The sequence below is a fragment of the Rhodococcus sp. 27YEA15 genome, from assembly GCF_049739425.1.
Lineage (GTDB): Bacteria > Actinomycetota > Actinomycetes > Mycobacteriales > Mycobacteriaceae > Rhodococcus_F.
In genome coordinates, this window is sequence record NZ_JBMHHW010000001.1 from 424,321 (window position 1) to 448,696 (window position 24,376).

General features: G+C 65.2%; 20 protein-coding genes and 2 pseudogenes. 17 read left to right on the plus strand and 5 right to left on the minus strand.

The genetic code is table 11. The features are described from left to right. Positions 1-48: 48 nt before the first annotated feature. From ABH922_RS01960 to ABH922_RS01970, 3 genes and pseudogenes are all read left to right on the plus strand, one after another. Positions 49-399, plus strand: coding sequence for a VOC family protein (locus ABH922_RS01960; RefSeq protein ID WP_424805332.1), 351 nt, complete (start codon positions 49-51; stop codon positions 397-399). A 454-nt stretch (positions 400-853) separates the two neighbouring features. Next, positions 854-1,267, plus strand: a complete 414-nt coding sequence (locus ABH922_RS01965; RefSeq protein WP_424805333.1) for a hypothetical protein — start codon at positions 854-856, stop codon at positions 1,265-1,267. Between the two features lie 57 nt (positions 1,268-1,324). Beyond that, positions 1,325-2,618, plus strand: a pseudogene (locus ABH922_RS01970) (M18 family aminopeptidase). Here the strand turns inward: ABH922_RS01970 and ABH922_RS01975 are convergent. Further along, positions 2,602-3,575: pseudogene (locus ABH922_RS01975) on the minus strand (Dyp-type peroxidase). The pseudogenes ABH922_RS01970 and ABH922_RS01975 overlap by 17 nt on opposite strands. Before the next feature lie 232 nt (positions 3,576-3,807). On the opposite strand from ABH922_RS01975, the gene purL reads away from it, so the two are divergent. The 9 genes from purL (at position 3,808) to purM (ending at position 14,020) form a co-directional block, all read left to right on the plus strand. Then, positions 3,808-6,096: a phosphoribosylformylglycinamidine synthase subunit PurL gene (gene purL, locus ABH922_RS01980; protein ID WP_424805334.1), complete on the plus strand. Its 2,289-nt coding sequence runs from the start codon at positions 3,808-3,810 to the stop codon at positions 6,094-6,096. Between the two features lie 3 nt (positions 6,097-6,099). Continuing rightward, positions 6,100-7,884: an alpha/beta hydrolase gene (locus tag ABH922_RS01985; RefSeq protein ID WP_424805335.1), complete on the plus strand. Its 1,785-nt coding sequence runs from the start codon at positions 6,100-6,102 to the stop codon at positions 7,882-7,884. Beyond that, the gene (locus ABH922_RS01990; RefSeq protein ID WP_424805336.1) at positions 7,881-8,537 is read left to right on the plus strand and encodes a CPBP family intramembrane glutamic endopeptidase; all 657 of its coding nucleotides are present in this window, start codon (positions 7,881-7,883) and stop codon (positions 8,535-8,537) included. The genes ABH922_RS01985 and ABH922_RS01990 overlap by 4 nt, the downstream gene beginning before the upstream one ends. 4 nt (positions 8,538-8,541) lie before the next feature. After that, positions 8,542-8,934 (plus strand): sterol carrier family protein, encoded by a 393-nt coding sequence (locus ABH922_RS01995; protein ID WP_424805337.1) that lies wholly within the window; start codon positions 8,542-8,544, stop codon positions 8,932-8,934. Positions 8,935-9,057: 123 nt separating this feature from the next. After that, on the plus strand, positions 9,058-10,635 hold the full coding sequence (purF, locus tag ABH922_RS02000; RefSeq protein WP_424805338.1) for an amidophosphoribosyltransferase: 1,578 nt from the start codon (positions 9,058-9,060) through the stop codon (positions 10,633-10,635). 70 nt (positions 10,636-10,705) lie between these two features. Continuing rightward, positions 10,706-11,314 (plus strand): AIM24 family protein, encoded by a 609-nt coding sequence (locus ABH922_RS02005; protein WP_424809525.1) that lies wholly within the window; start codon positions 10,706-10,708, stop codon positions 11,312-11,314. Positions 11,315-11,317: 3 nt separating this feature from the next. Next, positions 11,318-11,995, plus strand: coding sequence for an AIM24 family protein (locus ABH922_RS02010; RefSeq protein ID WP_424805339.1), 678 nt, complete (start codon positions 11,318-11,320; stop codon positions 11,993-11,995). A gap of 12 nt (positions 11,996-12,007) precedes the next feature. Then, positions 12,008-12,754, plus strand: coding sequence for an AIM24 family protein (locus ABH922_RS02015; RefSeq protein WP_424805340.1), 747 nt, complete (start codon positions 12,008-12,010; stop codon positions 12,752-12,754). Positions 12,755-12,940: 186 nt separating this feature from the next. Continuing rightward, a complete protein-coding gene (gene purM / locus ABH922_RS02020; RefSeq protein ID WP_424805341.1) occupies positions 12,941-14,020 on the plus strand; it encodes a phosphoribosylformylglycinamidine cyclo-ligase in 1,080 nt (359 codons plus the stop codon). Between the two features lie 157 nt (positions 14,021-14,177). Here purM and ABH922_RS02025 read toward each other — a convergent pair whose 3' ends face one another. The 4 genes from ABH922_RS02025 to ABH922_RS02040 all read right to left on the minus strand — a co-directional run bounded on the left by ABH922_RS02025 (position 14,178) and on the right by ABH922_RS02040 (position 17,317). Beyond that, the gene (locus ABH922_RS02025; protein WP_033233950.1) at positions 14,178-14,381 is read right to left on the minus strand and encodes a DUF3073 domain-containing protein; all 204 of its coding nucleotides are present in this window, start codon (positions 14,379-14,381) and stop codon (positions 14,178-14,180) included. Positions 14,382-14,583: 202 nt separating this feature from the next. Then, positions 14,584-15,537 carry an asparaginase gene (locus tag ABH922_RS02030; RefSeq protein ID WP_424805342.1) on the minus strand — a complete coding sequence of 318 codons (954 nt, stop codon included), beginning with the start codon at positions 15,535-15,537 and terminating at the stop codon, positions 14,584-14,586. Next, the gene (locus tag ABH922_RS02035; protein WP_424805343.1) at positions 15,534-16,199 is read right to left on the minus strand and encodes an MOSC domain-containing protein; all 666 of its coding nucleotides are present in this window, start codon (positions 16,197-16,199) and stop codon (positions 15,534-15,536) included. Before ABH922_RS02035 ends, ABH922_RS02030 begins: the two co-directional genes overlap by 4 nt. After that, a complete protein-coding gene (locus tag ABH922_RS02040; protein ID WP_424805344.1) occupies positions 16,196-17,317 on the minus strand; it encodes a YgfZ/GcvT domain-containing protein in 1,122 nt (373 codons plus the stop codon). The genes ABH922_RS02035 and ABH922_RS02040 overlap by 4 nt, the downstream gene beginning before the upstream one ends. A 78-nt stretch (positions 17,318-17,395) precedes the next feature. On the opposite strand from ABH922_RS02040, the gene ABH922_RS02045 reads away from it, so the two are divergent. The 5 genes from ABH922_RS02045 (at position 17,396) to cydC (ending at position 24,312) form a co-directional block, all read left to right on the plus strand. Continuing rightward, entirely contained in the window at positions 17,396-18,256 is an 861-nt protein-coding gene (locus tag ABH922_RS02045; protein ID WP_424805345.1) for an aminodeoxychorismate lyase, read from the plus strand. Positions 18,257-18,411: 155 nt separating this feature from the next. After that, positions 18,412-19,911 carry a cytochrome ubiquinol oxidase subunit I gene (locus tag ABH922_RS02050; protein ID WP_424805346.1) on the plus strand — a complete coding sequence of 500 codons (1,500 nt, stop codon included), beginning with the start codon at positions 18,412-18,414 and terminating at the stop codon, positions 19,909-19,911. Between the two features lie 9 nt (positions 19,912-19,920). Then, positions 19,921-20,958, plus strand: a complete 1,038-nt coding sequence (gene cydB / locus ABH922_RS02055; protein ID WP_424805347.1) for a cytochrome d ubiquinol oxidase subunit II — start codon at positions 19,921-19,923, stop codon at positions 20,956-20,958. Continuing rightward, positions 20,955-22,643, plus strand: coding sequence for a thiol reductant ABC exporter subunit CydD (gene cydD / locus ABH922_RS02060; RefSeq protein WP_424805348.1), 1,689 nt, complete (start codon positions 20,955-20,957; stop codon positions 22,641-22,643). Before cydB ends, cydD begins: the two co-directional genes overlap by 4 nt. Next, a complete protein-coding gene (gene cydC / locus ABH922_RS02065) occupies positions 22,633-24,312 on the plus strand; it encodes a thiol reductant ABC exporter subunit CydC (protein ID WP_424805349.1) in 1,680 nt (559 codons plus the stop codon). The genes cydD and cydC overlap by 11 nt, the downstream gene beginning before the upstream one ends. Positions 24,313-24,376 lie beyond the last annotated feature (64 nt).

Sequence of the window (24,376 nt, forward strand, 5' to 3'; positions counted from 1 at the left end):
CGCCCGGCGCCCCCGGCGACTGTCGGTTCCTTCCATTAGCGTGTGTGCATGAGTCTCATAGTGGGAATGATCACCGTCGACAGCCTCGATCCCGGTCCCCTCGCAATCTGGTGGGCAGCGCAATTGGGCGGCACCATCATCGAGGAAAACGACGGTTGGTTCTACATCGTGGAAGTCGCCGGTGGAGTCAACTGGGCATTTCAGAAGGTTCCCGATCCGACACCGGGGAAGAATCGTATTCACGTGGATCTGACTACCGAGGATCTCGACGCCGAGGTATCCCGGTTGATTGCCGCCGGTGCCCGGGAGCATCGTAGCGAGAATATGGGCGACTTCCGCTGGGTGACGCTCGTCGATCCGGACGGCAATCAATTCTGTGTCTCGGGGGCGCACAACTGACCGTGGTTCGACAGGCACGGGTGAGTCTCCGGTTGATCGTTCTGTGGTCGCCCGGCCGCATCCGCCGTCGGCGTCGAGGGTCCACCGAGCACCTCGTTGCCACCGATCCTTCACTCTCGAGAAACAAACCGATAGTCTGTTAATGTACGGCTTTAGGGTACTAGGGAAGTTTTAGGGCGAAAGTAACAAAACACTTGCCAGTTAGTTACAGGTGTGGTTAATCTGTAACGGTCGACCACGGCGAGCAGGCTGGATGTACACCGTGCCCGGCGCTGGAAGATCGCACACGAGACCACAGCAGGCCTCCTTGATCTCTTGACCGAGCGATCTCTTGACCGAGCGATTGCGCGACCGAGGCGGCTTTGATCGACGGACATTCTTCGCGTGAGGGTGATCCGACCTATGACCGTTGATTGTGAAACCGGTGGCGGTTTCATCATGGAAGGTGATCCCCATGTCATTTCAGACGACCCGCATCGACACTTCGACCACGTTGTCCGAAAACGCAGCCCGAGAGTTCGGCAACGCGGCTTTGCCCGATCGGCTGAACGTCCTGTTCGAGTCGGCGGCCGAGCACGGGACAGTGCTGTCCGGACGGCAGCTTTCGGCAGTCATGTCGTGCTCGGACTCTCAGTGGGACATGGCAGGTGACGCTCTCGCCGACGTGGATACCACTACGGGTAGCGGAGCTCGGCAGGTCGTCCTCGAATGGTTGTCGGAGGTGGGCGATCGTGACCATGTCGATGTGTCGGGATCGAGGGAGCAGCGATTCATGAGCATCGCGGCAGACCTGTCCGAGGAGTCGCTTGCCTTGCTGGCGCAGGCCTGCGCGCATCTGGCCTTCTCCGAGCGGTCCACGACAGAGTGACCGACTTCGAAGCCACGGCTCTCTTTCCGCGCTGAGCTCGTCGGGCATGATGAGGGCATGACTTCGCAGACATCCGCGACCGGGGCCGACGCCCAGGGCTTGTGCAGCTTCGTCGACTCCTCGCCGTCACCGTTTCACGTATGCGCAACCGTCGCCGGCATTCTCGCCGACAACGGCTTCGTCGAACTACTCGAGACGCAATCCTGGCGGGCGGAAGCCGGTCGATACTTCCTGGTGCGGGGCGGATCGTTGATCGCCTGGAGTACCGACGGGATCGATCCCGGTGCTCCGTTCCGTATCGTCGGTGGCCACACCGACAGCCCGAACCTGCGTGTCAAGCAACATCCCGACCTCACATCGGCAGGGTGGCGAATGGTCGGTCTCGAACCTTACGGTGGCGCCTGGCTCAACTCGTGGCTCGACCGCGACACTCGGCATCTCCGGCAGGTTGAGTATTCGCGTTGGAAACACTGTGCAACAGAAGCTTGTTCGTGTCGACGAACCGATTCTGCGCGTGCCGCAACTCGCCATCCACCTGTCCGAGGATCGCAAGGGAGTCACGCTCGACCCGCAGCGTCACGTCAACGGAATCTGGGGAGTGGGTTCGGCGGCGCGCTCCTTCGTCGGATATGTCGCAGAGCGAGCCGACGTTACCGAATCATCAGTTCTGGGTTGGGAATTGATGACCCATGACTTGGCGCCCAGTGCGGTGGTGGGCGCTGACTCGGAGCTGGTCAGCGCACCCCGGCTGGACAATCAGGGCACCTGTTACGCCGGTACTCAGGCGTTGTTGGCTGCAGTGCAGTCTCCTGGTGATCATGTTCCGGTACTCGCACTCTTCGATCACGAAGAGGTCGGCAGCATGTCGGACCGAGGCGCGTTCTCTGATCTGCTGAATACGGTTCTCGAGCGAATAGTGTTGGGGCGCGGCGGTGGTCGCGAAGAGTTCTTGCAGACCATGGCGGGTTCGGTGTGCGCATCGGGAGACATGGCACACGCCACCCACCCCAACTATCCCGACCGCCACGAACCGGCACATCGCATCGAGATCAACGGCGGCCCCGTCCTCAAGGTCAATCAGAACCTGCGATACGCCACCGACGCGGCCGGCGCGGGCGAGTTCGCCCTCGCCTGCGATCAGGCCGGAGTTCCCTTGCAGCGCTACGTCCATCGCGCAGACCTGCCGTGCGGATCCACCATCGGACCCATTACCGCCTCGCGCACCGGACTGTCCACCGTCGACGTGGGAGCACCTCAGCTCGCCATGCATTCCGCCCGCGAGTTGATGGGGGCCGCCGACGTAGGCATGTACGCCGACGCGCTGGGGGCGTTTCTCACTCCCCGGCGGTAGGAGGGGCGGACGGTAGATCTTCGAGGAAATCTTCGGACGGAGCGAAGAACAGGGAACCGGTCACGGCTGTCGTGAAGTCGAGCAGGCGGTCGTGGTTACCGCGTGGGCTACCCAGGAACATGTTCGCCAACATCCGTTCGGTGATCACCGGAGTTCGGCAGTAGGCGACGAAGAAGGTTCCGAGGCGTTCGTCGCCGACGTGGCCGTACGGCATGTTCGCCCGCAGGATCTCCCGAGGCTCACCACCCTCGTCCGCGAGTGCGGTGAGAGCGGTGTGGGCGTTGGCGGGTTTGACGTCCTCACACATCTCGACGTCGTCGAGCTTGCTGCGACCGATCACCCGCTCCTGCTCGCCGACTCCACCGCGTCCCACTCCCGCATCTTGTGGACGTACCGCTGAATGTGGACGTAGCTGCCGCCGGCAAAATCAGGGTCCTCGTCGCCGACGACGACCGCTGCGATCGCGTCGCCACCGGCCGGATTCTCGGTGCCGTCGACAAACCCGATGAGGTCACGGTTCTCCAGATATCTGAAACCGTGCACCTCGTCGACGACGACGGCCGCCCCGTGCAGTCGGGAGACTATCCGGCGGGCCGTTTCGAAGCACACGTCCATGCTCATGGCCCGGATGTGGAAGAAGAGATCGCCCGGAGTGGACGGCGCGTGATGTACGTCTCCGTGTAGCGCCTCGAAAGGGTGCAGACGGGCCGGCCGCGGCCCGGTGAACAAGCGGTCCCACACGTGCGAACCGATACTCGTGATCACCTCGAGACCAGAACCCGGCACCTGGAAACCGACAGCCCGCCGCAGCCCGGCAACATCTGCCAGTAGGGTGCGGGTGAGGGCCTCGCCGCCCGGATTCACTGTCGCTACCAGGAAAATCGCTGCCGGGAACGGCGCAGACGTCACCGGTTGCGATTGCGGCGGTACAGGAGTCGAGCGGGCCGGCGCAGCCACGAGGAACCTTCCATCCGGGTATCGACCACACGAGTGCGGGTCGGGTCGGACAAAACCCTAGACGAGGATGGTCGGCAGACTCGCGCGCTCGGCGGGTAATGCCTGCACGGACTACCCGACCGCGCCCCGATAGACTGTCTCCCGGCACGTACTTCGCCGGACACTTTCCTAGTGGTGTCCAGCACCGCGCCGGCTTGCTCTTGACTCCCGTAGGGAAAGGGACCCCTCTCCAGTGTCTGCTCATCAGGTCGATACCGTCACGCACGCATCGGCTGATCCCGATGCCGCTCAGCCGTTCAAGGAGCTCGGCCTCAAGGACGAGGAATACGCACGCATCAAGGAGATCCTGGGTCGCCGTCCCACGGACGCCGAACTGGCGATGTATTCGGTGATGTGGAGCGAGCACTGCTCGTACAAGTCCTCGAAGGTCCACCTCGGCTACTTCGGCAAGACCACCACCGACGAGATGCGCGCCAACATGCTGGCCGGTATCGGTGAGAACGCCGGCGTCGTCGACATCGGCGACGGCTGGGCGGTCACCTTCAAGGTCGAGAGCCACAACCACCCGTCGTACGTCGAGCCCTACCAGGGTGCGGCGACCGGCGTCGGCGGCATCGTCCGCGACATCATGGCCATGGGTGCCCGCCCGATCGCCGTCATGGACCAGCTGCGATTCGGCGCTGCCGACGCCCCCGACACCCGTCGCGTCGTCGACGGCGTCGTGCGCGGCGTCGGCGGATACGGAAACTCCCTCGGCCTGCCGAACATCGGCGGCGAGACCGTCTTCGACGAGTCCTACGCAGGCAACCCGCTGGTCAACGCACTGGCAGCCGGCGTCATGCGGGTCGAGGATCTGCACCTGGCCTTCGCGTCTGGCGCAGGCAACAAGATCATCCTGTTCGGCGCCCGCACCGGTCTCGACGGCATCGGCGGCGTGTCCGTCCTCGCGTCGGCAACGTTCGACGACGAGGGTGGCGACACCGGCGGACGTAAAAAGCTTCCTGCAGTCCAGGTGGGCGACCCCTTCACCGAGAAGGTGCTCATCGAGTGCTGTCTCGACCTCTACAAGGCCGGACTCGTCGTCGGCATCCAGGACCTCGGCGGCGCCGGGCTCTCCTGCGCCACCTCCGAACTCGCCGCAGCCGGCGACGGCGGCATGCACATCAACCTCGAGAAGGTGCCGATGCGCGCCACCGGCATGACCCCGGCCGAGGTGCTCTCGAGCGAATCGCAGGAGCGCATGTGCGCCGTGGTCACGCCCGAGAACGTCGACGCGTTCATGGAGGTCTGCCGCAAGTGGGACGTCCTGGCCACCGACATCGGCGAGGTCACCGACGGTGAGCACCTGACCATCTCCTGGCACGGCGAGACCGTCGTCGACGTTCCCCCGCGCACCGTCGCGCACGAGGGCCCGGTCTACCACCGTCCCGTCGAGCGTCCGGCAAGCCAGGACGCGTTGATCGCGAACACCACCGCAGGCCTCGCGCGCCCCGAGACTGACGAAGAACTCGAAGCCACTCTGCTGAAGATGATCGCCTCGCCTGCCCTGTGCAGCCGCAAGTGGATCACCGAACAGTACGACCGCTACGTGCGCGGTAACACCGTCCTGGCCGAGAACGCCGATGGTGGTGTCATCCGCATCGACGAGAAGACCGGACGCGGCATCGCTCTGTCCACCGACGCGTCGGGCCGATACACCGCGCTCGACCCGTACACCGGTGCGCAGCTCGCGCTCGCCGAAGCCTTCCGCAACGTGGCCGTCACCGGCGCAACCCCCAAGGCCGTCTCCAACTGCCTCAACTTCGGTTCACCCGAAGATCCGGGCGTCATGTGGCAGTTCCAGCAGGCCGTTCGCGGCCTCGCCGACGGTTGCGCCACCCTCGGCATCCCGGTCACGGGCGGCAACGTCAGCTTCTACAACCAGACCGGCAGCACGGCGATCCTGCCGACACCGGTGGTTGCCGTCCTCGGCGTCATCGACGACGTGCACCGCCGCATCCCGACGGGCCTCGGCCTCGAGCCCGGCGAGACGTTGATCCTGCTCGGCGACACCCACGACGAATTCGACGGCTCCATCTGGTCGCAGGTCGAACACGGCCATCTCGGTGGCGTACCGCCGAAGGTGGATCTCGCCCGCGAACAGTTGCTCGCGGACATCCTGCTCGCCTCTTCGCGTGACGGACTGGTCACCGCCGCCCACGACCTCTCCGAAGGTGGACTGGCGCAGGCTGTCGTCGAAGCCGCATTGGCGGGCGAAACCGGTTGCCGCATCCTCATTCCCGAAGGTGCCGATCCGTTCGTGACTTTGTTCTCCGAATCGTCCGGACGCGTCCTGGTGGCCGTCCCGCGCACCGAGGAAACCCGCTTCACCGGCATGTGCACCGCCCGCGGCTTGCCGTGGACCCGCATCGGTGTGGTCGACGAGGGCAGCGACTCCGTCGAGGTTCAGGGCCACTTCTCGGTCACGATGGCCAAGCTCCGTGAGACCTTCGAGGGAACACTGCCCGCGCTCTTCGGGTGATACATGGTCGATACCGGGGGAAATAACGACATCGCCGACCAGCCGCAGGATCATCACCTGCGGCTGGCGGTTCCGGCACCCCTGGACAGGCTCGACAACCGTTTCACCGAGTGGATCTGGGGTCTGCTCAAACTGGATTTCACCGGAATCGCGTTCGCCGCGTTCTTCTTCTGCTGGTCACTGACGCCGTCACTGTTGCCGCGAGACTGGCTGTTCCAAGGTCTGATCGGCGGCATCAACTCCGCCATCGGATACGGCGTCGGTACCGCAATCGGTTGGGCGGTCGAGAGATATCTCCTGCGCCGCCGGCAGTGGTGGCCACTGCCGGAGCCGGTGCCGTCCGCGATCAAGATCTTCGTCCCGGTGGCGTCCGTCGTGGCGTCGATCATCATGCTGGTCTACGCCGCAGGCTGGCAGCGTGAGATCGCCGCACTCACCGACGCCGAAGGCACCACCACTACCGGATACATCCGAACTCTCGGGCTCAGCGTCCTGATCGGTGGCCTGCTCGTCGGGCTCTGGCGTCTGCTCTACGACCTGGCGAAACTTATTGCCCGCCAGCTGATGCGGCGCTTCAAGATGTCACGTTCGGTAGCCAACGGTATCGGTGTCGTGATCGTGACGGTGCTGTTCTTCATGCTCGTCGACGGTGTGCTGGTGCGCGGAATCTACGCCGCGACCAACACGATCTTCAGCCTCCAGAACTCGGAGACACGGGAGGGCGTCGAGCAGCCACAGGACCCGATGAAATCCGGGAGTCCGGAATCTGCAGCCTCCTGGGACTCGCTCGGATTCGAAGGCCGCAACTTCGTCTCCCGTGGCCTCGACGCCCAGCAGCTCGAAGCGGCCAACGGGGCGCCCGCGAAAGACCCGATCCGCGTGTACGCGGGGCTCGAGAGTGCTGATGATCCGGAAGAGCGGATGGACCTGGTCATCGACGAACTCGAGCGAACCGGCGCCTTCCAGCGCAAGGTACTCGTCGTCATTCCCACCACCGGCACCGGCTGGGTCAACCCGACCACAGCGCAAGCGATCGAGCTGGTCCACAACGGGGACACCGCCCTCGTTGCCAGTCAGTACTCGTACCTGCCCAGCTGGATCTCGTTCCTCGCGGACCAGGAAAAATCCCAAGCCGCCGGCCGCTTACTGATCGAGCGCGTTCACCAGCGCTGGCTCCAAGAGCCGGAAGCCACCAGACCCAAGTTCATGATCTACGGCGAAAGCCTCGGCGTGATGGCAGGCGCAGGCGCGTTCGACACTCTGCAGGCCGCGCGTGACACCGCCGACGGAGTGCTCTGGGTGGGCCCACCGAACTCGACATCGCTGTGGCGATCCATCGTCGAACGCCGCGATCCGGGAACACCACAGGTGGCCCCGGTCTACGCCGACGGACTGGCAGGCGTTCGGTTCGCCGACTCCGCGCCGGATCTGCCGACCCCGGCGATGACGTGGCCCAGCCCGCGCGTGCTCTTCCTGCAACACCCGTCGGACCCGGTGGTGTGGTGGTCGACCGATCTGATGTTCAACCGGCCGCAATGGCTCGACGAAGTGCCCGGATTCGATCGCTCGCCGTCCATGAAATGGTTCCCGGTGGTGACGTTCTGGCAGGTGTCCGCCGACCTCGGCAATGCCGCCGGAGTTCCCGACGGACACGGCCACAACTACGGCACCACCGTTCTCGACGGCTGGATCAGCGTCGTACAACCCGACGGCTGGACGCCCGCCGAGACCGAACGAGTGCGAGCAGCGCTGGTGGAGGCAATGAAAACGGAGGGTCCCGAGAAGTGAGGGGAGTGTCCTCGATCGCGCTGTCCGCCGCCGCGATCAGCTGGAGTAACTATGTCCTGCCCGCATTCGGATTGTCGGCGCGAGCGCGAGCAGTGGTGAACACGGCAGCCGGCCTCGGCGCCATCGGAGTGTTGCGGGCACGCGGATACACTCACGACGAACTAGGGCTGGCGCACACCGGAATTCGTGGGGGAGCGCGGTTCGGCACCGCCGCCGCCGGAGCTGTCGTGGCCGGATACGCCGTCGCACTGGCGGTGCCGTCGCTGCGTGCCGCCCTCGCCACCGACGAACGTGCCGACGGCCGCGACGACTTCTTCGAATGGATTCTCCTGCACATCCCGTTCGGGACCGTGCTCTCGGAGGAACTGCTTTTCCGAAGTGCACTCTCCGCCGTGTGGAATCGTGAGCTCGAACTCCCGGTCGCACACACCGTTCACGCCGTGACCTTCGGTCTCTGGCACGTCGCCCCGGCCCGTGGTTCCGGAGACAGCGTTCCTGCGGCCGTGGCCGTCACCGGTGCGTCCGCGCTGCTGTTCGAGTGGCTGCATCGCCGCGGTGGAAGCGTTCTCGCTCCCGCGCTGCTGCACCTGGCCACCAATATCGGTGGCGCGCTCGCCGTTCGCATCGCCACCAGCCGAAAATCAGGAGAGTGATCCGTTGCCCCCGCGCCGCGCCGTCGACCCCGCCGCACTCAGGACTGCACTGCTCACAGTCGGACCGTGGCTGCTCGACCCCGAACTGCCCAGACCGTCACGCACCGACCTCGGCGCGGCAGTGAAGTCGAGTGCGCGCACCCTCGAACAGATCGCTCCGGGATCGAGCGTCGAAGTGCGGGTGCCGCCGTTCGTCGCCGTCCAATGCGTCGAAGGTCCGCGTCACACCCGCGGAACTCCACCGAACGTGGTCGAGACCGACGCCCGTACCTGGCTGCTCCTGGTCACCGGACTGCTCGACTTCGCCGACGCCGCCGGTGACGGGCGTGTCGACGCCTCGGGTGGCCGTGCCGCCGACATCGCGCATTGGCTGCCGTTGCTCCGCTTGCCTCGGTAACAGAAACCGCTCGGTTTTCTCTGCCGGAATCCGGGATGCAAGGTTGCCCTCAGGCGAAGTGAATCCCGAAATGCCCGTAGACTGTGTATGCCCCCCACCCCCTGCCCACAAAGGGAGCGCCCGGTGACTCGTGCCGATCTGTCGGTCAACAGTCCAAATCTCCTCGCATCGAACCCGTCCGACGAGGACGAGAACGAGCCCCGCGAAGAATGCGGTGTATTCGGCGTCTGGGCGCCGGGGGAGGATGTGGCCAAGCTCACGTACTACGGTCTGTACGCATTGCAGCACCGTGGTCAGGAAGCTGCAGGCATCGCCGTGGCCGATGGCGCCCAAGTACTGGTTTTCAAGGATCTCGGCCTGGTCAGCCAGGTGTTCGACGAGCAGACGCTGGCAGCGATGCCGGGTCACGTCGCCATCGGACACTGCCGGTACTCGACCACCGGATCCACCACGTGGGAGAACGCGCAGCCTATTTTCCGGACCACCGCGGCCGGTAGCGGCATCGCGCTCGGTCACAACGGAAACCTGGTGAACACGGCCGAACTCGCGAGCCGAACCCGCGCTGCCGGACTGGTCAACGACAAGCGCCCCAACGCGGCAACGTCGGACACCGACCTCATCACCGGTCTGCTGGCGCATGCCGCCGCCGACAGCACCATCGAGCAGGCCGCGATGGAGTTGCTGCCCACCCTCGAAGGCGCGTTCTGCCTGACATTCATGGACGAGCACACGCTCTACGCCGCGCGCGACCCGCACGGTATCCGTCCGCTCTGCCTCGGCCGCCTCGACCGCGGCTGGGTCGTCGCCAGTGAAACTGCGGCCCTCGACATCGTCGGCGCGTCGTTCGTCCGCGACATCGAGCCCGGTGAACTGCTGGCCATCGACGCCGACGGCGTCCGTTCCTCCCGCTTTGCGAACCCCACCCCCAAGGGCTGCGTGTTCGAGTACGTCTACCTCGCCCGCCCCGACAGCGTCATCGGTGGACGATCCGTGCACTCGACCCGCGTCGAGATCGGCCGCCGTCTCGCCACCGAACACCCCGCCGAAGGCGACCTGGTCATCCCGGTTCCCGAATCCGGCACCCCCGCCGCCGTCGGCTACGCGCAGGGCTCCGGCATTCCGTACGGCCAGGGTCTGATGAAGAACGCCTACGTCGGCCGCACCTTCATTCAGCCGTCGCAGACCATCCGTCAGCTCGGCATCCGGCTCAAGCTCAACCCACTCAAGGAAGTTATCCGCGGTAAACGCCTTGTGGTGGTGGACGACTCGATCGTCCGGGGTAACACTCAACGAGCACTCATCCGGATGCTCCGCGAAGCCGGTGCGCTCGAGATCCACGTCCGTATCGCCTCGCCGCCGGTCAAGTGGCCCTGCTTCTACGGCATCGACTTCGCGTCCCCGGCAGAGCTGATCGCCAACGGAGCGGGCGGGCAGGACTCCACGTTCGAAGAGATGCTCGACGGTGTACGACGCTCCATCGGAGCAGACACACTCGGGTACATCTCCACCGACGGCATGATCGCCGCCACCGAGCAACCGGCCAGCCGATTGTGTGCAGCCTGTTTCGACGGCACCTATCCGATCGCGCTCCCCAAGGAGACCGCGATGGGCAAGAACGTCCTCGAAGGAATGCTCGAGAGCACCGCGGGAGCGGCCGGCAGTCACGACAACGACAACGCCAGCGCGCTGAGCCGGCCTTAGATCCTGCTGCGCACAGCACTGCGTCGGCGTTCGTCGTCTGGCATAGTGCCGTGGCGTGGCACAACTGAGAATGGACGGGCACCGAGTGCTCGTCGCAGACGTGGTGGGGGACACCGTCAAAGCGATCACCGGCTCGATGGTGGCCTACGAGGGCGCAGTGACGTTCAAGAACGCCGGGATGGGCGGCGGAGGGGGACTGCGGGCCGCCCTGAAACAGAAGGTGACCGGTGAATCTCTGTCGCTGATGGAGGTCAGCGGCCAGGGCACGGTCTACTTCGCGGTGGACGCCCAGGACATCACCATCGTCGAACTCGTCGACGATGCCATGCACGTGGAATCGTCGCAGTTGCTCGCGCTGTCCGGACAGTTGCGCACCGACGTCAAATTCGCAGGTTTGCGCGGCGCAAGTTCAGGGCAAGGCCTGTTCACCACCGTCGTCAGCGGAAACGGGGAAGTCGCACTGCTCTCGAAGGGCGGGCCGATCATCGCCCTCGAAGTCGGCCCGCAGTACCCGCTGGTCGTGGACCCGGACGCCTTCGTCGCCCATCGCGGACAGTTGAACCAGAGCTTCGTCACCGACGTCACCTGGCGGTCTGCGATCGGTGGCGGCAGCGGTGAAGCATTCTCGCTTCGCTTCGAAGGTTCCGGTGTCGTCTACATCCAACCCGAGGAGCGCTGAGCCGTGCCGTTGGACAAGGTGAACAGCAAGGTCGTGAAGTCGATCCTCGGGCCAGGGCAGAATGTGCTGGCCCGCACCGGGGCGATGCTCTACTACACCGGCAATGTCCGATTTATTCCACACAGTACGGGCGGTGGGCCCGGATCGATGCCGAACGTCGGCGCGATGGCCGCGATGGCCGGCCGCATGATGTCCGGTGAACACACCAGGATGATGGCAGCCGAGGGCCAGGGTGAGGTCTTCTACGGGCACGCCGGACTCTACGTGGACGTGATCGAACTCGACGGCTCGTCCAGTCTCACCGTCGAAGCCGACCGACTGCTCGTCCACGACGGCTACCTGCAGAGCTCCGTCGTGGCGTTGACGTCGCAAGGCGGGATGCGCGGCGCCGTCCGTGGCGCGATGACCGGCCAGGGGCTGTTCACCACCCAACTACACGGCCAGGGCAGTGTTGCGGTTCTCTCGCACGGCGGAACCATCGCCCTGCCGGTGGGGCCGCAACACCCGCAGGTCGTCGTCGATCCGCAGGCGTACGTGTGCCACCTCGGGCACATCGACGTCGGCATCTCCGCGAACGTCGGCTGGCGCGAAGCCGTCGGCAAGGGCTCGGGAGAGTCCATCCAGTTGAAGCTGACCGGAACCGGCACCGTCTGGGTCCAGGCGTCCGAGCAGAAGTTCTGAGAGGGCCCACGCATGGGTATCGACATTCACAATCCGGCCACTCTGCCCGCTGGCGACAACATTCCGGGGAACGACTACGCCTTCTGCGTCGAAATGTCCGGGCAACCGTGGTTCACCTCGAAAGGCGCGATGATCGCCTACTACGGCCACGTCACCTTCGAGCCGCTCGGACGCACCAGCATGTCGGCCGTCGTGGCCGCACGGTTCTCCTCACCCCTGTACGCCGACGACTGGGTTCTCGCCAACGGTAAGGGAAAACTGATCCTGGGCGATCGCGGATTCAACATCAACTCCTACGATCTCGACGACGGCAACCTGACCATCCGGGCGGCGAACCTTCTGGCCTTCGAAACCAGCCTCGACTTGAAGCAGTCCATCGTTCCCGGCTTCCTGACGTTGTTGGGAACCGGAAAATTCCTGGCCTCGTCCAACGGCCCGGTGATGTTCGCGGAGCCGCCGCTGCGGATCGATCCGCAAGCTCTGGTCGGGTGGGCCGACTGCCCGTCACCGTCCCATCACTTCGACGCCGACTGGATGCAGAGCTTCCTCGGTGCCGTCCGCGGATCGATGTTCGGAGCCAACACCGGTGAGGAACGTCAGTTCGACTTCACCGGATCCGGGACGGTCCTGATCCAGTCCAGCGAGAAGGTCGTCCACGACGGGCACTTGCTCAAACACATCGAATCGGAGACCGTCGCACTAGGGCAGAACAGCCTTCGAGCGCTGCACGCTTCCATCGGTGCACGCCTGCAGAACTGAGCAGGACGGTACGCGAGGTCTCGTCCGGCACGCCGGTCCGGTAGCGTATGGGCGTAATCGTCGGCATTTGTGTGCGCTGCGGGATCTCGAGTCGAACGCTTCGGCACCTTACGAGGATTGCAAACCACGTACCTGTGCACGGGCAATACGTGCTCGCGAGAAATACAAGGCTGGAGTAGTAACCCGATGACCGAGGACAGTCACCGCACCGCAGGCGCCTCCTACGCAGCAGCAGGAGTCGATATCGCCGCCGGCGACCGGGCGGTGGAACTCTTCGCCCCACTGGCCAAAAAGGCCAGTCGCCCCGAAGTCATGGGTGGGCTCGGCGGCTTCGCCGGCCTGTTCTCCCTCAAGGGTGACTACAAAGAACCCCTGCTCGCCGCCTCCACCGACGGAGTCGGCACCAAGCTGGCCGTCGCGCAGGCCATGGACAAGCACGACACCGTCGGACTCGACCTGGTGGCCATGGTCGTCGACGACCTCGTCGTCTGCGGCGCCGAGCCGCTGTTCCTGCAGGACTACATCGCCGTCGGACGCGTCATCCCCGAGCGGGTCGCCGAACTGGTCAGTGGCATCGCCGAAGGCTGCATCCAAGCCGGCTGCGCCCTGCTGGGCGGGGAGACCGCCGAGCACCCCGGCATCATGGCGGACGGTGACTACGACCTCTCCGCCACCGGTGTCGGCGTCGTCGAAGCCGAGAAGCTGCTCGGACCGGACCGCGTGCGCCCCGGCGACGTCGTCATCGCGATGGGTTCGTCGGGCCTGCACTCCAACGGCTACTCCCTCGCCCGCAAGGTGCTGCTCGAGATCGACCGGATGAGCCTGACCGCTCACGTCGACGAGTTCAGCCGCACCCTCGGTGAGGAACTCCTCGAGCCGACCAAGATCTACGCCAAGGACTGCCTCGCACTGGCCGCCGAGACCGACGTGCGCACCTTCTGCCACGTCACCGGTGGCGGACTTGCCAACAACCTCGCTCGCGTCATGCCCAAGGGTCTTGTCGCCGAGCTGGATCGCGGCACCTGGAGCCCGGCTCCCGTCTTCGCGATGATCGCCCAGCGTGGACGTGTCGAGCGCGCCGAGATGGAGCAGACCTTCAACATGGGTGTCGGCATGGTGGCCGTCGTAGCTCCTGAGGACGTCGACCGCGCCCTCGCCGTGCTCACCGCCCGCCACATCGACTGCTGGACCCTGGGAAGCGTCAAGAAGGCCACCGACGCCGCTGCCGAGCGCGCGTTCCTCGCCGGAGATCACCCGCGCTTCTGAGTCGCCGGGCCGACCAAACAGAACTGCCCCGTCGGATTTCTCCGGCGGGGCAGTTTTTTTGCCTCTGTAACCAAGATCGTGAAAAAGGTACGCAAAAATGAGGAAGAGCGGTCAGCTCTTCCTCATTTCTCAGTCTGCGCAAAGTGGCAGTGCGCGGTCAACGCCGCCAGTCGTCGTAGTCGTCCTCTCGCGAATGCCCTTCCCTATCGGAAGTCTGGTCCGATCGGACACTGCTCCGATGCGAGTTGGTCGACCCACCTGCGAGCTCTCTTTGCAGGCTGTCGAAATCCGTGGTCGGTACGCTGTACTTCAATTCGCGTGCAACCTTGGTCTGCTTTGCCTTAGCCCGGCCGCGGCCCATGGCTGACCCCCTCGCGCTTTCGCGGGGCGGCCTGGGGAATTTGGCGGCCCCGTTTGAGTGTGTAAGTTTCCTGAGACACACTCTAGCGTGGAAAAGTCGCTTCCGCCTCCACGTACGCCCGCTCGCCGTGTCTGTTTGCTCTCACTACCCCCGCGAGCTGGACGGATGCCGCGATAACTGGTCAGAAGATTGTTCGAATCCGTCAGAAGATTCCAGGAATTGCGCGGGTGGTGCCCACTCGAGTGCTCCCGCCGATCACCGGCGCCGCCGCGAGCGCGGCCAGATCCTCGGTCCAGTCCACCCCCATCCGACCGAGGAGGGCAGCAGCCAACGGCAGCAGCGCTCGTTCGTGGCCGTCGTCGATCTTGAGCGCGAATGCCGAGCCGTCCGGCAGCGCGCCCGCGTAGACGCCGTCGTAACCCGTCTTGGAGAACAAGCCCGGCACCGCGGACATCAGACGCTCGTCGTTGGCACCCGAACCCGACACGAGAAACGGATGCGCCCGGAAGGCGTCGGCCACCGCCCGCTCGGGGGAGCCGGGAGCGGCCGACGGAAGCCGGCCGAACGCGCGAGCCAGATTGGTCAATGCCAGTGGCACGATCGGCAGACCGCAGCCGTCGATACCGAGCTCGTCGACCTCCTCGCCGCTCAGGTCGACGAGAGTCTGCACAATCGCGAGCTGGAGAGGGTGGGTGGGTTCCATGTACGACGCGAGCGGCCAGTCGTTCACGACGCACGTCGCGAGCATCGACGCGTGCTTGCCGGAGCACGTCATGTAGATCGGATTGGGCAACTCACCCGCCGCGATCAGCTCCGCTCGGGCGAGTGGGTTCGTGGGCAGATCCGACGGGCACTGCAACTGGTCGGCGCGCAGGCCGTGTCTTTCCAGGATCCCGGCCACCAAGTCGATGTGTTCGGCCTGCCCGGAGTGCGATGCCCCGGAGATCGCCAGCTCCTGCGGTCCGATCGGCTCGAAGCCGTGCCGCAGCGCGGCGACGGCCTGCAACGGCTTGTTCGCCGAGCGCGGGTAGAGCGGGGTGTGCACCTCGCCGACCGCGACGACGATCTCGCCGCCGGAGTCCACGATCACCGCCGACCCCCGATGTACGCATTCGCGAAAACCCGAGCGAACCACCTCGACCAGTTCGATGCTCACGACCGTGCTCCTGACTCTCTCTCGATCCGCGCGGTGACATGATCGACGACGCTGGGCGCAAGATCGCTGTGGCCGGCGAGTAGGCGTCGTAGTCTCTGCGGATCGGTAGCGGTGAACACATCCCTGACCGTGACACCGTGCGCGGGCACGTGGACGCGGGTGACGGTGTCGCCCGCCCCGATGGTCCCGGTGCGGTTGACCCTCAGATAGGCCCCGACGTCGGCTCGCTCGGTGAACCGTTTGACCCACCGCTTCTCGCCCGACCACACTCCGAAGGTGCCGCACGGTGTGCGTGGGCCGGTCACTTCCAGTTCGAGGACATCGCCGGAATCTGGGCCGGTGATGTGCCAGCGCTCGCCGACGACGGCGTCGGTGACGCTCATTGCGCTCAGAAGCAGATTCTCGCCGAACCAGCCGGGGTGTAGTTCTCTGCCCAGTTCGGTCGCCCACCGCTGTGCCTCGTCCAACTGGTATGCGTAGACGGCCTGGTATTGCCCGCCGTGGAATTCGGTGTCACAGACGTAGTCGCCGCCGAGCCCGAGACGGCCGACGGCTACTCGACCGGGCACGGCCCGCTTGTCGATGGCAGTTCTGGAAACCCGCTTGACGCCGCTGTCGCGCTCGTCGCGGACAACACAGACGGCAACGACGGCGCCGGTCACTTCCCGCGCAATCGGTTGACGGCTTCACGTCCCGCCTGGGGTGCGTTGTCCTCGATGATCGAATCGGCGTCGATGGAGGCAGCACTGGTGCCCGCCAGTAATTCGGTGTCGGCGGGAACGTTGCGTTTGATCAGGGCCAGCGCGACAGGGCCGAGTTCGTGATGTGTGACGACGGTGCCGACGCGGCCGACGGCGCGACCTCCCGCGGTGACCGCATCGCCGGGAACGGGTAGTTCGTCGGCATTGCCGTCGAGGTGCAGGAGAACGAGGTGGCGCGGCGGTTTTCCGAGATTGTGAACCCGTGCGACGGTTTCCTGGCCGCGGTAGCAGCCTTTGTCCAGGTGCACTGCGCCCTGCTCGGCCGGTCCGCCGATCCAGCGGACTTCGTGCGGAATGGTGCGATCGTCGGTATCCGAGCCGATACGCGGGCGCAACGATTCCACCCGCAGAGCTTCGAATGCCCAGCTTCCGGCGGGCTTGGCGCCGGCGCCGGTGAGCGTGGTCCACCAGGCTGCCAGGTTTTCGCGAGGCACGAGAAGATCGAAGGAGTGCTCGGTCGGCCACGGCATCCGGCGCACGAAACCGCCGCCGGTGAGCGCCACCGCGTCGTAGATCTTCTCGGGTACGGCGACGCCTGTTGTGGTGAGAACGGATTCGGATTCCGGCCCGACGAGGCTGAGCACCGCGAGTTCGCTGCCGTCGCGAGGCTCGGCCTTGGACCAGAACACCATCTTCTTCAGGAAGGAGAGAAGGTCGGGGCCGCGATCGGCTTCCGTGTCGATCCAGGTGGTTCCGCCCTGATCGGTCTGGACGAAGTGATGCTCGACGCGGCCGTTGACGTCCAGACTCAGGTTCTCGGCGCTGGTGCCGTCGGGCAGGGCGGCGACGTGCTGACTGGAGATGGTGTGCAGCCAGGTCAGTCGCTCGTCGCCGGGAATGGCGATCACGAAGCGATTGCTGCGATCGACGACCACCGCGCCGCGTTCGGCCGATCGTTGTTCACCGAGCGGGTCACCGTGATGCCAGGCGACGCCGGTGTCTGCGGAACCGTCCGGGGCGGCGACCGCGCCGGGGGAAGTCAGAAGTGGGCTGTTGGGCACAAGAGCGTTGTCGACCACCACACCAGTCTAGGAGTGTGGTCGCCGTCGCGGTCGAGTGCGGCCCCGCAGGCGGTGCGGATCGTTAGGGTTGAGGGCATGCCTGATCGCGTATTGGTGACTCTTGATCACAAGGTGCTCGACGCCGACGTTCCTTTTCTCCACGCCGATGATCTGTCGGTGGTGCGTGGCGACGGGGTCTTCGAGACGTTGTTGATTCGCGACGGTCGAGCGCGGGTCGTGGAAGGGCATTTGAGTCGACTGGTTCGCAGTGCGCGGGCGCTGGGTCTGCCCGCTCCGGTGCTCGACGACTGGCGTCTGGCGATCGAGATGGCGGCCGAGGAATGGGGCGATTCGGCAGAGGGCGCGATGCGCCTGGTGTACACCCGTGGGCGAGAGAGTGGCGGTGACCCCACGTCGTTCGTCATGGTCGGCCCGGTGGCGGATCGGGTGAAGCACGCTCGCGAATCGGGTGTCTCGGTGATCACGCTCGAGCGTGGTTACTCGATCGATCTGTCCGAGCGAGCGCCGTGGCAGCTGCTCGGCGCGAAGACGTTGTCGTACGCGACCAACATGGCGGCCCTGCGATTCGCCGCCGATTCCGGTGCCGACGATGTGATCTTCGTCAGTTCGGAGGGCAATGTGTTGGAAGGGCCACGTTCTTCGGTGATCGTGTTGCGGGATCGGACATTGATCACGCCGCCCGCCGAGCACGGCATCCTGATCGGGACGACGCAGCGGGCCCTGTTCGACGTAGCGGGTGGACGGCGCTTCGACTGCCGGTACGAAGCCCTTCGACCTGCGGATTTGATCACCGCCGACGGGGTGTGGCTGGTTTCCAGTGTCACGTTGGCGGCGCGGGTGAGAACGCTCGACGGCCTGACCCTCTCGGAACCGAAGAATGTCGAGGAATTCTCGGAACTGGTTGACCGTGCAATCGATTCGGATTCGACCGAGTAGGCGGAATAGGTTTCCGGACGCTTTGCTACTACATTAAGTAGTAGCAAAGTCCTGCGGTCCAAATCGGACAGCAGTACCGTGTCCGCAGGGGTCGAGCGACTGCCCGCGTTTCGCACCCTCAAGCCTGTCCCAGGGCCCTACTCTCGGAGTAGTCAATGGATACTTTGGACGTCTCCAGGTGGCAGTTCGGTATCACCACCGTCTACCACTTCATCCTGGTTCCGCTGACCATCGGACTGGCTCCGATGATCGCGGCGATGCAGACGATGTGGGTGATCACCAAGAAGGATCACTGGTACCGGCTCACCAAGTTCTTCGGCAAGTTGTTCCTGATCAACTTCGCCCTCGGTGTCGCCACCGGCATCGTGCAGGAGTTCCAATTCGGTATGAACTGGAGCGAGTACTCGAGATTCGTCGGTGACGTGTTCGGCGCGCCACTCGCACTCGAAGGCCTCGTTGCCTTCTTCCTCGAATCCACGTTCCTCGGACTGTGGATCTTCGGTTGGGGTAGGTTGCCCAAACTTGTTCACCTGGCGACGATTTGGCTGGTCGCCATCGGCGTGAACGCGTCCGCGTTCTTCATCATCGCCGCCAACTCCTTCATGCAGCACCCCGTCGGCGCTGTCTACAACGAGGAGAAGGGCCGCGCCGAACTCACCAGCATCACCGAACTGCTCACCAACAACACGGCGCTGGCGGCCTTCCCACACGCGGTGGCCGGAGCGTTCCTGACTGCCGCCACCTTCGTGGCCGGCATCAGCGGTTGGTGGATGGTGCGAAACATGCGCCGCGCCAAGACGGCCGACGCCGAGACGGCCGCGCACCTCGAATCCGAGGCCCGCACGATGTTCCGCCCCGCCACGAGGTTCTCCCTCATCGTCATGATCCTCGCCGGTGTCGGACTCATCTACACCGGTGACGTCCAAGGCAAGCTGATGTTCGAGCAGCAACCCATGAAAATGGCCTCGGCGGAATCGTTGTGCGACACCGAGATGGATCCGGATTTCTCCATCCTCACCATCGGAACCCACAACAACTGTGACAGCGTCACGCACGTGTTCAAGGTGCCGTACGTGCTGTCCTGGCTCGCCGAAGGCAGGTTCACCGGCGTCGAACTCCAAGGCGTCAACCAACTCCAGGAACAGGCCGAGATCGACTACGGCCCGGGAAACTACCGACCCAACCTCTTTGTCACCTACTGGTCGTTCCGCGCGATGATCGGCCTGGCCGGCGGTTCCGCCGCACTGGCACTGGCCGGACTGTGGGTAACCCGAAAGGGGCGCATCCCGGATCAGAAGTGGTTCGGCATCCTCAGCATCGCCGCAATCCCCACCCCGTTCCTGGCCAACAGTGCCGGCTGGATCTTCACCGAGATGGGCCGTCAACCATGGGTGGTGCATCCCAACCCGACCGGCGTCGACATGATCAGACTCACTGTCGATCAAGGTGTTTCGGATCACGCTACGGCGACGGTCTGGGCATCGCTGATCACCTTCACCGTCCTCTACGGTGCGCTGGGTGTCGTCTGGTTCAAGTTGATCGTGCGCTATGCCAAGGAAGGCCCACTCGAACACGACAAACATCCACCGGGAGACAACGACCACGACGAGCCGGATGACCCCGACAAGCCCAAGCAACTCTCGTTCGCATACTAGGAGGCGATCATGGGACTACAAGAAGTATGGTTCGTGCTCGTCGCAGTACTCTTCATCGGATACTTCGTCCTCGAGGGATTCGACTTCGGAGTTGGCATGCTCATGCCGATCGTGGGGCGAGGCAGCGACATTCCGGCCGACACTCGCCGACGTACGGCTCTGAACACCATCGGCCCCGTCTGGGACGGCAACGAAGTGTGGCTCATCACCGCGGGCGGGGCGTTGTTCGCCGCCTTCCCCGAGTGGTACGCCACGCTGTTCTCCGGATTCTACCTGCCACTACTGATCATCCTGGTGGCCTTGATCGTTCGGATCTGCGCCATCGAATGGCGCGGCAAGATCGACGACGACACCTGGCGTCGTCGCTGTGACTGGGGCATCATCTTCGGATCCTGGGTACCCGCAGTCCTGTGGGGTGTGGCGTTCGCGAACATCGTGCGCGGCGTGGCGATCGACGAGAACAAGCAGGTCGTCTCGGGGTTCTTCGACCTTCTCAACCCCTACGCCCTGCTCGGCGGACTGACCACCGCCCTCGTCTTCGCCCTGCACGGAGCGGTGTTCCTGGCGCTCAAGACATCCGGCGAGATTCGCGAAGACGCCGTCAAGCTCGCTGCCCGGCTGGCCGTCCCGGCAATCCCGGTAGCAGGCGGATTCGTCCTCTGGACACAACTCGCCTACGGCAAGGGCTGGACCTGGCTGCTCGTCGCCGCTGCTGCCGCCGCACTGATCGGTGTCGTGTTCCTCACCCGCGCCGAGATGGAAGGCTGGGCATTCGTCCTGACCACCGTCGCCGTCATCGCCACCGTCGTGCTGCTGTTCGCCTCGCTGTTCCCCAACGTCATGCCGTCCACGCTGAACCCGGAGTGGAGCCTGACCATCGAGAACGCGTCGTCGAGTCCGTACACGCTGAAGGTGATGACCTGGGCGGCTGCATTCATGACTCCGGTGGTGCTCATCTACCAGGGTTGGACGTACTGGGTGTTTCGTCAACGCATCTCCGCCAAGCAGATTCCGCCGTCGATCGGTCTGCCGGCGCGGGCGAAATGACCATCGAGGTAGGCGACGCCCCCATCGCTCGGGAGCGTCGCCGGGGGCCGATCGATCCGCGGCTGTGGCGCCATTCCGCTTCTGCTCGTGGATATCTGACCCTCACCGTCGTCCTGTCGATCGTCAACGTCGCGGCGGTCGTGGTCACCGCACTGATGATCGGCCGGGTGCTGGCAGGAGTCATCACCACCCGAACCGTCGAGGTGTCTTCGTGGACCACCGAGCTCGGTATCCTCGCGGCTGCGGTGGCAGTGCGGGTGGCAGTGACCTGGCTGCAGGCGCGGTACGCGCACCGGGCATCGACGCGAGTGGTGGCCGAGATCAAGGACGGGGTACTCACCGCCGCAACGGCAATGAGCCCTCGCGCACTGAACCCGCGGCGCGACGAGGTCGCGACCGTCCTCACCCGTGGCGTCGACGGACTGGGCCCGTACCTCACCGGCTATCTGCCGGCCTTGATCCTGTCGGTGACGCTGACCCCGATCACACTGCTCGTCATCGCGCTGCACGACATGACGTCAGCAGTGATAATCTTCGTGACCCTGCCGCTGATCCCGATCTTCATGATCCTCATCGGGCTGCTGACGAAGGGGAAGTCGGAGAAGACGCTGGCCTCGATGACGACGCTGTCCTCGCAACTTCTCGACCTCCTCGCCGGACTGCCGACCCTGCGCGCCCTCGGACGCCAGCAAGGACCGGCCGAGCGAGTACGCGAACTCGGCGACTCCCATCGCCGCACCACCATGTCGGCGCTGCGGATCGCCTTCCTGTCCTCGATGGTTCTCGAACTATTGGCGACCCTGTGCGTCGCGCTCGTCGCCGTCAGCATCGGCTTGCGACTCGTCTTCGGTGAGATGGCACTCGAAGCCGGAATAGTGGCGCTGATCCTCGCCCCCGAGGTGTACCTGCCGCTGCGCTCGGTCGGCACCCAGTTCCACGCTGCCGAAGACGGAATGGCAGCTGCGGAGAAAGCTTTCGAGGTCATCGAGGCCGACGCGGAAGCCCCGGTACCCGGTGCGGCAACGGTGACCGCCCGCGGCGCCGAAATCGTCTTCAGCGGGCTGAGCGTCGCCTCACGAGGTGGGGCCGCGCCGCACCGATTGTCCGCCGTCGCCGCGCCGGGGCAGATCACCGTCCTCACCGGACCCAACGGCTCCGGAAAGTCGACCGCGGTGTCGGCGCTGCTCGGACTGATCGGGCCGGACACCGGCCGGGTCACGGTCGGTGGTGTCGACGTGACGGACCTCGACGCCGATCGCTGGTGGGCGCAGACCGCCTGGCTTCCACAACATCCGGTACTCGTTCCCGGGACGGTCCGCGAGAATCTGGATCTCACTGGAACTCTCGAGGAAGCTGACCTCAGATCTGCTTCTACAGCAACTGGATTCGATACCGTCCTGCCCGAACTTCCGGCAGGGCTGGACACCGTTCTCGGCGTCGGCGGCACCGGGCTGTCCCTCGGTCAACGTCAACGGCTCGCGCTCACCCGCGTCCTTGCATCCGACCGCCCCGTCCTCGTCCTCGACGAACCCACCGCGCACCTCGACGCGGACTCGGAAGGAGCAGTGTTGGCAGCTCTCGCGGCACGCGCTCGGCGCGGCGACACCGTCCTGGTGATCGGGCACCGGCCCATGGTGCTCGCGGCCGCCGATCGGATCGTGCAGGTGCAGGCTCATGAGAACTGATCCGCTGCTGCGGGCGTTGAGCCTGCTCGAACTGCAACCACGGCGAGTACTGGCGGCCGTCGCAGCCGGGGCCGCCACCTTGGGCAGCGCACTGGCCCTGGCGGCGTTGTCGGCGTGGCTGATCACCCGCGCGTGGCAGATGCCGCCGGTACTCGACCTCAGCGTTGCCGTGGTGGCCGTACGTGCTCTGGGTATCTCGCGTGGAGTGTTCCGCTATCTCGAACGTCTCACGACGCACGATGTCGCGTTGCGCGGCACCACCTCCGCCCGGGCCAGGCTGTATCAGCGGCTCGCATCAGGTGACCCGGCCGCAGCCGCAGGCCTACGGCGAGGTGATCTGCTCGCACGCACCGGCGCCGACGTCGATGCACTCGGTGACGTCGTCGTGAAAGCGGTTGTTCCCATTGCGGTATCGGCGATCCTGTCGATCGCCGCCGTGGGAGTACTGCTGTTCATCTCCGTCCCGGCAGCCGTGATCCTGGCGCTCGCCCTCGCAGTGTCCGGTATCGGTGCGCCGTGGCTGTCGGCCCACGCGGCGAAGACCGCCGAGGCGGACGGCGCCGCTTCCGCAGCACAATTCAGCGAGACCGCGGTGACGGCACTCGATCACGCCGCCGAACTGCGGGTGGCCGGACGCCTCGACAATGCCGTCGCCGATGCGGTGCGAGCCGAACACGCGGTGATCGATGCCACGGACCGCGCCGCAGTTCCCAGCGCCTTCGCCGCCGCGGCAACACCTCTTGCCATCGGGGTCAGTGTCCTCGGATCGTTACTGATCGGTATCACCCTTTACGGATCCGTCGACATGTCGCCCATGGCCCTTGGCATCCTGGTGTTACTGCCGCTCTCCGCGTTCGAGGGCACCGCGGCGCTGCCTGCAGCCGCGACCGCACTCACCAAGGCACGACTGGCGTCCACCAGGATCATGGCGGTTCTCGACAAGGCCACCGACGAAGACGCCGCCGGCACCCGAGCGTGGCCGGAAGACGGAACCGTGTCCGCAGTTGACATGCGCGCCGGCTGGCCGGGCGGCGCGGTGACCGAGCCGCTTTCGCTCGAACTCGGTTGTGGTGATCGAATCGCCGTTGTCGGAGCCAGCGGAGCCGGCAAGACCTCAGCTCTGATGACACTCGCCGGGTTGTTGACAGCGATCGAGGGCGACGTATCCGTCGGTGGCATCCCGGTGTCGGACATCGACCCGGCCGAACTCCGCCGGCACATCGGATATTTCGCCGAGGACGCGCACCTCTTCGACACGTCCGTCCTCGAAAACCTTCGTGTCGCACGCGGCGACCTCACAGTCGAAGACGCTCTGCAAGTCCTGCATTCAGTCGGGCTGGGGGAGTGGTTCGCGAACCTGCCGGACGGACTCGACACCACCCTCGTCGGCGGAATGCGGGCCGTGTCCGGTGGCGAGCGCCGACGCCTGCTCCTGGCGCGGGCACTGGTGTCACCGGCAGAGATCCTGCTCCTCGACGAGCCGACCGAACACCTGGACGCGGCAGCGGGCGACGAGTTGCTCCGCCGACTCCTCGACCGATACGACCCGCTGCTCGATTCCGGCCGCGCCGTCATGATCGTCACGCACCAACTACCCGAAGATACCCGAGCTGACCAGGTGATACGCGTGGGGCGAACAGCGGCCGAAAATACGTTGCCGACTCGTTGAAGGGGGAGTACCTTCGCCAGTACACAAGGAAGGAGGTGGTCTGAAATTGAAGTACAGACGGACG